Here is a 10,462-nt window from a genome sequence, read left to right on the forward strand (position 1 = left end):
CCGGATGGGTCCGGCGGCCGGTCGCCGCCGTCCCACGTCCCGGCACGGACCGGTCCCGCGGGGCGCCGCGCGGTCCGGCCCTGCGCTCGCCACGGGTCCTTCTCGAGATGCACGACCACGCTGCCCGCGGCACGTCATCGGCGGCGGGCCGGACGCCGTGCCGCCCGTTCTGTACGGATTCGTCCCTCGTCCGTACTCTCATCCCCGTGCCCACCGCGCCGTGCCACGTCGCGTCGGCGCGCACGACGACGGACCACGACGCCCGGGTCACCTGAGGCGTCCGGCGAGCGGCCGGAGCCCGCCGCCGTCGAGGGAGAGCCGATGAGCACGACCGCCACGACCCACGCCCCGCCCGGAGCAGCACCCGCGGCCGCCCCCGCCCCGACCCCCACGCCCGCGGAGCAGGCGGCCCGTCGGGCCCGCCAGCACGCGACCGTCGTCGCGTCGCTCGCCGCGGTCGTCCCGACGCTGCTGGCCGCACAGGGCATGGCGAGCGTCGCGATGGACGTGCTCGGGTTCACGCTCGTCGCGGCCGTGGCGCTTGCCGGGTTCCTCGAGCTCGCGCTCGTGAGCTCGGCGCTGCTCGCGCGCGCGTCCGCGCTGGCGGGTCGGCCGGGTGGCGCGGACGCCGCGGCGGTGTGGGCGGTCTCCGCGGTGTCCGGGCTGCTCGCAGGGACGCACGAGTTCGTGGGGCCCGAGGTCGACGGCGTGCGGTCCTGGGAGAGCGACCCGAGCACGCTGCTGGCCGCCGGGGTGCGCGTCGTCGCCCCGCTCGTCGCGGCGTGGCTGTGGGAGCGGGTGCTGACGGCCGCACGGCGGGAGCACGCCGACCGGACGCTCGTCGAGGTCCGCCGCGACCGCCGCCTGCTCGCCGTGGCCCGCGCGGCGCTCGTCGTCCGCCGGCTCGAGGAGTCCGGTCACGCGCAGGGCCGGCGCATCCGCTGGGCCCGCCGCCGGCTCGACCGCGCGCACGTCGCCGCCCTGCGGGCCGTCCCGCCCGGCGCCGACCTGCCGACGGTGCTCGCGGCCGTCGGCGCCGTCGACCTGCTGCCGACCGCGACCGGGCTCGGCCGGTTCCCCGGCTCGGGCGCCCATGCGCTGCCCGTCGAGACGCCGGCCCCCGCGAGCTGGCGGACGCCGGCCCCGGACGCGGCGCTCGTCGACGAGGCCGCCGACGGCCTGGACGCCCGGCCCGTCGGGACGTTCGGAGCCCCGGTCGCGGCAGGCGCCGTCGGGTTCACCGACACCCACACCGCCCAGCGCCCCGTGGTCCGCGCCGCCGAGGGCGCCATCCGCGAGGCGGCGATCCGCCAGCTCGCCGCGTCCGGCCTGTCGCAGCGCAGCATCGCCGCGCGGGTCGGGGTGTCGAAATCGACGGTCGCCCGCGTGCTCGGCGCCGCGGTCGAGGTGTCGCAGGAGACCGGCGCGCTGCCCCTCCTCGCGCACCGCGTCCCGGCCGGTGCCGAGCGGTAGGCCGCGGCCGCGCGGGCGCAGGAAAAACTTCTGCACATCCGACCCATCCGATCCCCCACCCGCTCCGAATCACCCTCGAAGGTCCCGCTCTCGGCGGGACGGACGAAGCATCCGGTGGGGGCACCCGCACCGGACCTCGAGAGGGAGAGTCCGATGATCAGCACCAAGCGCACCCAGTTCGCCGCCCTCGGTTTCCTGGCGGTCGCCACGCTCGGCCTGTCCGCGTGCAGCTCCGACTCGGCGGCTGACGACACGGCCGGCGCGGAGACGACGGCCGAGGAGAGCATGAGCCCGGAGCCCATGGAGACCGAGGACGAGATGATGGCCGACCCGGCCGCGAACCTCGTCGGCCCCGGCTGTGCGGGCTACGCGGAGACGGTGCCCGACGGTCCCGGCTCGGTCGTCGGCATGTCGCAGGACCCGGTCGCGGTCGCCGCGTCGAACAACCCGCTCCTGACGACGCTCGTCTCGGCGGTGTCCGGCCAGCTCAACCCCGAGGTCGACCTGGTCGACACGCTCAACGGCGACGAGTTCACCGTCTTCGCGCCGGTCGACGACGCGTTCGCGAAGATCGACGCCGCGACGATCGAGACCCTCAAGACCGACACCGCGCTGCTCTCGAGCATCCTGACCTACCACGTCGTGCCGGGGCAGCTCTCGCCCGACATGGTCGTCGGTGAGCAGAGCACCGTGCAGGGCGGCATGGTCGAGGTGACCGGCTCGGGCGACGAGCTCATGGTCAACGGCGCCAACGTCATCTGCGGCGGCGTGCAGACCGCGAACGCCACGGTCTACCTCATCGACTCGGTGCTCATGCCCACCAGCTGATCACCCGCGCGACCGCCCGGCGACGGGCACCACGGACCGGCGAGGCCCCCGCTCAGGGTACGGAGCGGGGGCCTCGCCCTCGTGCGCCCGGAGGTGGCCGCCGGCCCCGAGCGGCGCGCTGCCCGACGAGCGTCTCCGCAGGTCGCGGGCGCCCGCTGAGCCCTGGCCGGGCACCCGCGCACGTCCTAGCGTGGGGCCATGATCCTCGCGGAAGACGTGCTCCTGCTCCTGACCGACGACGTCACCGGCAAGCCCGTCGTCGACACCACGCGCCTCGACCTGGCGCTCGCCGGCGCCGTGCTGCTCGACCTCGCGACCGCCGGACGCGTCGACGTGAGCGGGCCCGGTGAGCCGGTGAAGCCGGGCCGGGTCGTGGTGCGCGACCCGCGGCCGACCGGCGACGGCGTGCTCGACGAGGGCCTGCGCCGCATCGCCGCGAAGGGTCCCCGGAAGCCGGCCTCGGTCGTGCCGGAGCTCGCGAAGAAGCTCCGCCCCGAGCTCCTGGCGCGGCTCGTCGAGCGCGGGGTGCTGCGCCTCCAGGAGGGCAAGGTGCTCGGCATCTTCCCGACGTCGGCGTGGCCGGCCGTCGACCCCGCGTACGAGGACGGCCTCCGCCGCGGGCTGCACGACGTGCTCGTCGTCGGCCGCACCCCCACGCCCAGCGAGGCCGCGCTGGTCTCGATGCTGCAGGCCGTCGACCAGGTCCCGCGCGTGCTCGGCGACGTCGGCGTCCCCAAGCGTGAGCTGCGGCACCGCGCGAAGGCCGTCGCGCAGGGCGGGTTTGCGGACTCCGCGGTCAAGGGCGCCGTCGAGGCCGTCAATGCCGCCGTGATGGCGGGGGTCATGGCCGCGACGGTCGCGGCGACGAGCGCCGCCGGGAGCTGAGCCTCAGGCCTCGGTCGGTGCCAGCACCACGACGGGGTCGGTCGTCGGCTCCTGCGAGCCCCCCGCCGGCTCGACGGTCACCGCGAGCGCGTCCCCGGGGGCGAAGTCGTCGGCGAGCCCCCGCAGCGCCCCGGACTCGTCGGGCATCACGACGTCGGGCAGCGGGACGCCGTCGCGGATGACCCAGAGCTGGTACTCCCGGCCGGCGCCCGGGTCGTCGAGCCCGGTCGCGGTGAACAGCGCCTGGTCCTCCCCGAGCACGCCGACCGCGGTGCCGCCGCCCTCGACGTCGGCGCGCACGACCTGCGTGCCCGGCTCCGCCAGGAGCTCGGCGAGGACGCGGGCCTGCTCGCCGGCCCGGCGGGCCTCCTGGTTCTGCTGCCACGCGAGCACGCTCGGCACGGCGGCGGCGCCGAGGGCCGTCGCGGCGACCGCGAGCCACGTCGTGCTGCGGCGCGGCGGGCGCCGGCGGGCGTCCAGCTCGGTCACCCCAGCGGGCGCGGGTGCGGGCGCAGCCGGAGGCGCGGCGGCGGTCGGCTCGGCGCCGTCCGCCACCCCGCGACCGGGGGCCGCGGGTGCCTCGTCGCGCACCCCGCGCACGCCGGCCTGCGGGGTCGTGCGGATCGCGGCGAGCACCGACGCCCGCACGTCCGCGGGCGCGGGCACCTGGGCCGCCGAGCCCAGCAGCGCCGCGGTCGCAGTCAGCTCCGCGAGCTCGCGGGCCGCGTCGGGGTCGCGCGCGACGAGCCGCTCGACGGCGCGGCGCTCGACGTCGTCGACCGCGTCGAGCGCGTAGGCACCCAGCAGGTCCCGCACGTCGGGGGTCTCGTCCCGGCCCGCGCCGTCGGTCGTGCTCATGCGGCCACCCCCAGGCAGTCGCGCAGGCGGAGCAGGCCGTCGCGGATGCGGGACTTCACGGTCGCGAGCGGCGCGGCGAGCTCGTCGGCCACCTCGCGGTACGTGCGGCCGCCGTAGTAGGCCAGCACGACGGCCTCGTGCTGCGTGGGCGTGAGCCCCTCGAGGCAGTGCCGCACGCGGGCGCGGTCCATGCTCTCCTCGACCTCCTCGGCCACGACGTCGAACGGCCGCTCGACCTGCTCGTCGAGCGCGCGCTGGTCCCGGTTCCGCTGCGCCTGCACCGCGCGCACCCGGTCGACGGCCCGGCGGTGCGCGAGCGTGAGCGCCCACGTGCGGGCCGAGCCGCGCTCGGGGTCGAACCGGGCGGCGGTGCGCCACACCTCGACCATGACCTCCTGGAGCACCTCGGCGGCGTGGTTCCGGTCGCGCAGCACCGCGAGGCACGTCCCGAACACGGCGGGCGAGAGCGCGTCGTACACGAGCGCGAACGCGGCCTCGTCGCCGGCGGCCGCGCGCACGAGCAGCGCGTCGGTGCTCTCCGGCTCGTCGGCCACGGGCTCGGGGGCCGGCAGCACGGGCCCGCCGGGAGTCGTGGTCACGAGCGACAGTGTGCCCCACGGCCGCGGCGCGCGACCCGGCCGCTCGGCCGGTGCTCGGGTCGGGGACATCGGGTGGGCTCCTCCTCGGGGCGGGTTCTGCGCAGGGTTCGGAGCCGAGCGGCCCGCGGATGGCCCCGGGGACGTGACGAACCTGACAACCGTCCAGGAGTGTCGGAACGTTCACCGCGGGGCCGTCCGTGCCGATCCTGAGGCATGACGTGCGTCGAGAGTGCGGACGAGGTGACCGGGGACACCGGCGCCCTCGTCGTCGTGCCCGCCGCACCCGACGCTCCCGACGCCGCGGAGATCTCCCGCGAGCTCGACGTGCTCGACGACCAGCGCGGCAACGACCTCGTCGCGATGCTCGCGCGCGCCCTCGAGCTCGAGCAGGCCGCCCGCGCGATCGGCGACGTCGGGCTCGTGTGGCGCGCCCGCCTCGTCCGCGCCGACGTCTTCGAGCGCCAGGGCCGGCTCGCCGAGGCCACGCGCATCATGTGGCAGGTGCACGACCACGCGACCGACCACGGCCGGGCGCGCCTGCTCGCCCGCAGCCACCTCGGGCTGTCCTGGGCGTTCCGCGACATCGGGGACCACGCCTCCTACCTCGAGCACTCCGTGAAGGCGCTCGACGCGCTCGACGACGACGCGCCGCCCTCCATGCGGGCGCACTACGTGATGCGCCTCGCCGACGCGCTCGACGAGTCGGGGTCGATCGACGAGGCCCGGGCGCGCTACACGCAGGCCGAGCAGCTCGCGGTCGAGGCGGACGACGTCGTGCGCCGCCTGCGGTGCCTGAACAACCGGGCCTACGGCGAGTACGCGGCCGGCGACTTCGACCTCGCGCAGGAGACCATCGACCGCCTGCTCGACGTGAGCGAGCGCCACGGCATGCCGCTGGGGTCGCACGTGTGGGACACGCTCGCGCGCGTGCAGATGGGCCGGGGCGACCACGCGGCCGCCGTCGCCAGCGCGCGCCGGGCCCTCGAGGAGAACGGGAACCTCGCGACGCGCGAGGTCACGGCGGACGCCGAGTTCCTGCTCACGCTCGCGACCGCGCTGCGGCTCCTCGGGGACCACGACGCCGCGCAGGAGACGCTCGACCGGTGCCGCACGCTCAGCGACACGCACGGCCTGCGCTACCGCACGGCACAGGTCGAGGAGGAGCAGGCCGAGATCCACGCGGCGCGCGGGGACCACGAGCGCGCGTTCCACGGGTACAAGCGGTTCCACGCGCTCGAGAAGGCGCTCGTCTCCGAGGAGCGGGAGGCGCAGGCCCGGCTCCAGCAGGCGATGTTCGAGACGTCCGAGGCGCGGCAGGCCGCCGCCCGCTTCCGCCACGAGTCCCTGCGCGACCCGCTCACGCAGCTGCTCAACCGCCGCCACGTCGACCAGACGCTGCCCGGGCTGCTCGTGGACAGCCGCGCGCAGGGCCTGCACCTCGCGGTCGCGCTGATCGACCTGGACCACTTCAAGCGGGTCAACGACACGTTCTCCCACGGGGTCGGCGACGAGGTCCTCGTGCGGGTCGCGCGCCTGCTCGACGACGTCGCGGACGCCGTCCCGCTGCCCGGCTCGGCGTTCGCCGCACGGCTCGGCGGCGAGGAGTTCCTGCTCGTCGTGCAGTCGGCGACGGGCGACGGCGTGGTGACGTACCTCGAGGGCCTGCGCCGCGCCGTCGCGGACCACGACTGGTCCCCGCTGACCCACGACGTGCCCGTGACCGTGAGCGTCGGGCTGGCCACGAGCCACCCCGACGACACCCAGCGCACCCTGCTCGCGCGCGCCGACGCGCTGCTGTACGCCGCGAAGCACGCGGGCCGCAACCGGGTCTCGACCGACCCGTCGGACTGACCCGCTCGGGCTGACGACCTCGGGCAGCCGTGCCTACGCTGGTCCCCGAGCCCGCGCACCGGCGCGCGGGCGTGGTCGACCGGGGGGTCGGGGCATGACGACGACAGCACAGCAGGGCGCGACCGAGTACCGCGCCGAGGACCTCAGCCGTGAGATCCAGGAGCAGGGCATCACGGTCGTCCGGGGCGCGTTCCCGCCCGAGTGGGCCCGCGACCTGGATGTCGACCTCGCGCGCGAGTTCGTGGAGGCCCTGCGCACGCCGGGCGGCGTCGCACCCCGCGGCTGGAACCGGTTCTACTTCGAGCCGTACGCCGAGCGGGTCCGCGGCTTCTGGGACCTCGCGTCGCACCCGGTCGTGATGGCGCTGTCCGAGCAGATGTTCGGGCCCGACTGGCAGATCGTGGAGCTCGGCTGCGACGTGCCCCTGCCCGGCGCGGAGAACCAGCCGTGGCACCGCGACTTCCCGATGCCGGCCGCGACGCGCGACGAGCACCGGCTCACGTCGATCGCGGTCAACGCCTCGGCGGTCGACGTGGTCGACGGCCCCTTCCAGGGGGTGCTGGGCACGCAGCTCGAGGTCGGCGAGGACTTCGAGGGCGCGATGTTCCCGCCCGACGAGCGCACGCCCGAGTACGACGCCCGGCTCCAGGCGTTCTACGCGAAGGGCGGCAACTTCTCGGTGCGGTCCGGCCTGATGCTGCACCGCGGCTCGGCGATGGGGAACGGCTCCCGCATGCGGCAGGTCATGATCCTCGGCATCGTCTCGCCCGAGGACCGGGCGGTCGTGGACCGGCTCAAGGACCCCGCCGACCCGCACCCCCCGCGCATCCGGCTCTCCGCGGAGGCGTACGAGCGCGTCGACCCCGCGCTGCGTGCGCACCTGAGCCACGAGATCGTCGCCGACACCGACGCCGAGCTCCCGCCCTACCGCACCGAGCACTCGTTCGAGGGGCTCAAGATGGACCAGCGGAAGTCCTGACGCCCTCTCGGCACGCCTGTCGGACCGGCACGGCACGATGGGCGCATGGCCCCTGACCTGCCCGAGCTGCTCCTGCCCGACGCCGAGGCCTGGCGGGCGTGGCTCGACGAGAACCACGCGACGTCCGAGGGCGTGTGGCTCGTGCTGCACAAGAAGGGCGGCACCGTCACGACGCTCGCGTACGCGACGGCGCTCGACGAGGCCCTCTGCTACGGCTGGATCGACGGGCAGGGCCGCGCGCGCGACGCGGAGTCGTCCTACCAGCGGATGACGCCGCGCCGGGCGCGCAGCCGGTGGTCCGCCCGCAACGTCCAGCACGTCGCGCGGCTCGAGGCCGAGGGGAAGATGCAGGAGGCGGGTCGCGCGCAGGTCCGCGCGGCGCAGGCCGACGGCCGGTGGGACGCCGCCTACGAGGGGCCCAAGAACACCGTGGTGCCCGACGACCTCGCAGCGGCGCTCGCCGCCGAGCCCGCGGCCCAGGCGTGGTGGGACGTGCTGACCTCGACGAACCGGTTCGCGTGCATCCTCCGGATCACCGGCGTGAAGCGCGCCGACACCCGGGCCCGCAAGATCGCCGAGACCGTCGAGCGCCTCAGCCGCGGCGAGACGCCGTACCCGCAGAAGCGCCGCCCGGACGAGGCCGGCTGACGCCACCGCACCGATGCCACGGCGCTGACCTCACCGCGTGGCGAGGTCAGGCAGCGGCCGTCCTGACCTGCGGAAACGCTGCGGTGCGGAGGGCAAGGGATTCGAACCCTTGAGGATGAGTTCATCACCCTAACGGTTTTCAAGACCGTCGCTTTCGGCCGCTCAGCCAGCCCTCCCCACGCCGCCAGGACCGCACGACGCGCGCCCATTGTGCCAGTCGCGCGGCCGCCGGAGCCCGGGCCGGGGGAGGTCGCACGGGGGACGTCGCACCCTGGCGACGTCGGCCCAGGACGCCGCGACAGGTCAGCTGTCGCTCTGGGTCCACCAGCCGGGCCGGCGCCCGGGCGAGACGACCTGGAGGCCCTCCTTCGCCGCGGTGCGCGCGAGCTTCCCGTCGTAGGTGGCGATCCGGTCGACGTCCGGCTCGGTCAGGGCAACCCCGAGGTGCAGCGCCTGGAACGGCGTCAGGCCCTTCGCGCGGGTCACCGCCGCGCCGAACGCCTGGTCGGAGAACGGCACGACGCGCAGCCGCTCGGTGACGCCGTGCGCGACCGCCCGGTCCGCGGAGCCCTTCCACGCCGCGGCGCGCCGCAGCTCGTTGACCCCGAGCGCGGTGGTGAGGAGCTCGGCCTCCCACACCGCCGCCCACGCGCACCAGTCGCCGGTGCTCGTGGCGTCGATGAGGTACCTGCTCAGCGCTGACCCGTCGACATACACACCCATCTGCACGAGCCTACCGACCGCGGGGACACATCGGACGAACCGGGCACCGCGCGCGCCCCGGCGCCCGGTCACGGGTGGTGCCCGGGCGCAGGGACCGAGCACCCCGGACACGCCACCGGCCGGCCCCCACGAGGGAGGACCGGCCGGTGGTGAGGTCGAACGCAGGCGTCAGGCGCCGCGCAGCCGCTCCATGGCGAGCTGCACGAGCGCGATGAGCGCCTGCTTGGTCGCCGCGCGCGAGCGGGCGTCCGTGTAGAGGACCGGGACGTGCGCCGGGATGGCGAGCGCCTCACGGACGTCGTCGAGCTGGTGCTTGGCGACGCCGTCGAAGCAGTTGACGCCCACGACGAACGGGATGCCCCGGCTCTCGAAGTAGTCGACGGCCGGGAAGCACTGGTCGAGGCGGTCGGTGTCCACGAGGACGACCGCGCCGATCGCGCCCCGTACCAGGTCGTCCCACATGAAGAGGAAGCGGTCCTGGCCCGGCGTGCCGAACAGGTAGAGCCACAGCGCACCCGGCAGCGCGATGCGACCGAAGTCCATCGCGACCGTCGTGGTGGTCTTGCGGTCGGAGACCCCGCCGGCGTCGTCGACGCCGACCGAGTGCTCCGTCATCGCGGCCTCGGTGTTCAGGGGCTCGATGTCGGAGATGGACCCGATGAAGGTCGTCTTGCCGACGGCGAAGCCACCGGCGACGACGATCTTGACGACAGTGGGCGCGACGCTGCCTGGAGTGCCCGCCGGGGCGGCCACTGCGGCGTCAGAGGGCGGAAATGCCATTGAGAACACTCTCCAGCACGCTCAGGGACAGGGCGGGGGACTGACCGGTGTGGACCTCAACCGGCTGGGACGTGTGCACACGGATGTACTTCGCGTCGGCGAGGTCGGAGACCAGGACCCGCACCACGCCGAGCGGCAGGTGCAGGAGAGCCGACAGCTCGGCGACCGAGATGTAGTTGTGTGCAGCGTGCTGCAGGATCGCCCGCTTCTCGGGGGGCAGCCCCTGGCTCGTGACGGCACCGGGCATGACCTCGACCAGGGCCTCGAGAGGCAGGTCGGAGCGTGCCGAGCGCACGCGGCCACCGGTCACGGCATAGGGCCGGACCGTCCTGGCCTCGTACTCGATGTGGTCGCTCATCGCGTCCTCACGCCACCGGGGTCCGGGTGGCGCCGTCGACGGGCAGCTGGCCGCGCATCTCGCTGATGAGCTGCGGGGTCAGCGTCGCCTCGGTCCGCGAGACGAGCATCGCCATCTCGTAGCCGATGAGGCCGACGTCGCAGCTCGCCTCGGCGACGACCGACAGGACGGAGCCGTTCGAGACGCTCATCAGGAAGAGGAACATGTTGTCCATCTCGATGATGGCCTGCCGCACCTCCCCCGCACGCAGCTGGCGAGCCGCGCCCCGGGTGAGGCTCGACATGCCCGAGACGATCGCCCCGAGCTGGTCGCCGCTGGTGCGGTCGAGCTGGTCGGACATGGCCATGAGAAGACCGTCGGCGGACACGACCAGCGTGTGCCGGGTGCCGGGCACGGTCCGGACGAAGTTGTCCAGGAGCCAGCCGAAGTTGGCTGCCTCGGTGCTGAGCGCTGTCACACTTCCTCCTTGCGGTGGCAGCC

At 75.1% G+C, this 10,462-nt stretch carries 12 protein-coding genes and 1 tRNA gene; 6 read left to right on the forward strand and 7 right to left on the reverse strand.

The genetic code is table 11. From position 1 onward, the window contains the following. Positions 1-321 precede the first annotated feature (321 nt). The 3 genes from NXY84_RS19915 to NXY84_RS19925 all read left to right on the forward strand — a co-directional run bounded on the left by NXY84_RS19915 (position 322) and on the right by NXY84_RS19925 (position 3,186). Positions 322-1,473 (forward strand): helix-turn-helix domain-containing protein, encoded by a 1,152-nt coding sequence (locus NXY84_RS19915; RefSeq protein WP_258724760.1) that lies wholly within the window; start codon positions 322-324, stop codon positions 1,471-1,473. A 153-nt stretch (positions 1,474-1,626) separates the two neighbouring features. Further along, positions 1,627-2,301, forward strand: coding sequence for a fasciclin domain-containing protein (locus tag NXY84_RS19920; protein WP_258724761.1), 675 nt, complete (start codon positions 1,627-1,629; stop codon positions 2,299-2,301). 198 nt (positions 2,302-2,499) lie between these two features. Continuing rightward, the gene (locus NXY84_RS19925) at positions 2,500-3,186 is read left to right on the forward strand and encodes a GOLPH3/VPS74 family protein (RefSeq protein WP_258724762.1); all 687 of its coding nucleotides are present in this window, start codon (positions 2,500-2,502) and stop codon (positions 3,184-3,186) included. A 3-nt stretch (positions 3,187-3,189) separates the two neighbouring features. Here NXY84_RS19925 and NXY84_RS19930 read toward each other — a convergent pair whose 3' ends face one another. Both NXY84_RS19930 and sigK read right to left on the reverse strand, forming a co-directional pair. Beyond that, positions 3,190-4,044 (reverse strand): anti-sigma factor domain-containing protein, encoded by an 855-nt coding sequence (locus NXY84_RS19930; RefSeq protein ID WP_258724763.1) that lies wholly within the window; start codon positions 4,042-4,044, stop codon positions 3,190-3,192. Continuing rightward, positions 4,041-4,643 carry an ECF RNA polymerase sigma factor SigK gene (gene sigK / locus NXY84_RS19935; protein WP_309485025.1) on the reverse strand — a complete coding sequence of 201 codons (603 nt, stop codon included), beginning with the start codon at positions 4,641-4,643 and terminating at the stop codon, positions 4,041-4,043. Before sigK ends, NXY84_RS19930 begins: the two co-directional genes overlap by 4 nt. Before the next feature lie 213 nt (positions 4,644-4,856). Here sigK and NXY84_RS19940 point away from each other — a divergent pair, with 213 nt between their 5' ends. From NXY84_RS19940 to NXY84_RS19950, 3 genes are all read left to right on the forward strand, one after another. Further along, a complete protein-coding gene (locus NXY84_RS19940) occupies positions 4,857-6,494 on the forward strand; it encodes a tetratricopeptide repeat-containing diguanylate cyclase (RefSeq protein ID WP_258724764.1) in 1,638 nt (545 codons plus the stop codon). Positions 6,495-6,588: 94 nt separating this feature from the next. Beyond that, complete coding sequence (locus NXY84_RS19945; RefSeq protein ID WP_258724765.1) at positions 6,589-7,473, forward strand: phytanoyl-CoA dioxygenase family protein; 885 nt, start codon at positions 6,589-6,591, stop codon at positions 7,471-7,473. A gap of 45 nt (positions 7,474-7,518) precedes the next feature. Next, positions 7,519-8,121, forward strand: a complete 603-nt coding sequence (locus NXY84_RS19950; RefSeq protein WP_258724766.1) for a YdeI/OmpD-associated family protein — start codon at positions 7,519-7,521, stop codon at positions 8,119-8,121. An 86-nt stretch (positions 8,122-8,207) separates the two neighbouring features. Here NXY84_RS19950 and NXY84_RS19955 read toward each other — a convergent pair. From NXY84_RS19955 to NXY84_RS19975, 5 genes are all read right to left on the reverse strand, one after another. Continuing rightward, a tRNA-Ser gene (locus NXY84_RS19955) sits at positions 8,208-8,297 on the reverse strand. A 127-nt stretch (positions 8,298-8,424) separates the two neighbouring features. Next, positions 8,425-8,844 carry a hypothetical protein gene (locus NXY84_RS19960; RefSeq protein WP_258724767.1) on the reverse strand — a complete coding sequence of 140 codons (420 nt, stop codon included), beginning with the start codon at positions 8,842-8,844 and terminating at the stop codon, positions 8,425-8,427. A 168-nt stretch (positions 8,845-9,012) separates the two neighbouring features. After that, positions 9,013-9,624 carry a GTP-binding protein gene (locus NXY84_RS19965; RefSeq protein WP_034628332.1) on the reverse strand — a complete coding sequence of 204 codons (612 nt, stop codon included), beginning with the start codon at positions 9,622-9,624 and terminating at the stop codon, positions 9,013-9,015. Next, a complete protein-coding gene (locus NXY84_RS19970; RefSeq protein ID WP_034628329.1) occupies positions 9,605-9,982 on the reverse strand; it encodes a DUF742 domain-containing protein in 378 nt (125 codons plus the stop codon). Before NXY84_RS19970 ends, NXY84_RS19965 begins: the two co-directional genes overlap by 20 nt. A 7-nt stretch (positions 9,983-9,989) precedes the next feature. Then, positions 9,990-10,439, reverse strand: a complete 450-nt coding sequence (locus NXY84_RS19975) for a roadblock/LC7 domain-containing protein (protein WP_034628326.1) — start codon at positions 10,437-10,439, stop codon at positions 9,990-9,992. Between the last annotated feature and the right edge of the window lie 23 nt (positions 10,440-10,462).

Origin of the sequence: Cellulomonas sp. NS3, from assembly GCF_024757985.1 — a bacterium.
Lineage (GTDB): Bacteria > Actinomycetota > Actinomycetes > Actinomycetales > Cellulomonadaceae > Cellulomonas_A.

Coding starts and splice junctions, on each gene's coding strand:
- NXY84_RS19915 (WP_258724760.1), top strand. CDS start 322: ATGAGCACGACCGCCACGACCCACGCCCCGCCCGGAGCAGCACCCGCG.
- NXY84_RS19920 (WP_258724761.1), top strand. CDS start 1,627: ATGATCAGCACCAAGCGCACCCAGTTCGCCGCCCTCGGTTTCCTGGCG.
- NXY84_RS19925 (WP_258724762.1), top strand. CDS start 2,500: ATGATCCTCGCGGAAGACGTGCTCCTGCTCCTGACCGACGACGTCACC.
- NXY84_RS19930 (WP_258724763.1), bottom strand. CDS start 4,044: ATGAGCACGACCGACGGCGCGGGCCGGGACGAGACCCCCGACGTGCGG.
- NXY84_RS19940 (WP_258724764.1), top strand. CDS start 4,857: ATGACGTGCGTCGAGAGTGCGGACGAGGTGACCGGGGACACCGGCGCC.
- NXY84_RS19945 (WP_258724765.1), top strand. CDS start 6,589: ATGACGACGACAGCACAGCAGGGCGCGACCGAGTACCGCGCCGAGGAC.
- NXY84_RS19950 (WP_258724766.1), top strand. CDS start 7,519: ATGGCCCCTGACCTGCCCGAGCTGCTCCTGCCCGACGCCGAGGCCTGG.
- NXY84_RS19960 (WP_258724767.1), bottom strand. CDS start 8,844: ATGGGTGTGTATGTCGACGGGTCAGCGCTGAGCAGGTACCTCATCGAC.
- NXY84_RS19965 (WP_034628332.1), bottom strand. CDS start 9,624: ATGGCATTTCCGCCCTCTGACGCCGCAGTGGCCGCCCCGGCGGGCACT.
- NXY84_RS19970 (WP_034628329.1), bottom strand. CDS start 9,982: ATGAGCGACCACATCGAGTACGAGGCCAGGACGGTCCGGCCCTATGCC.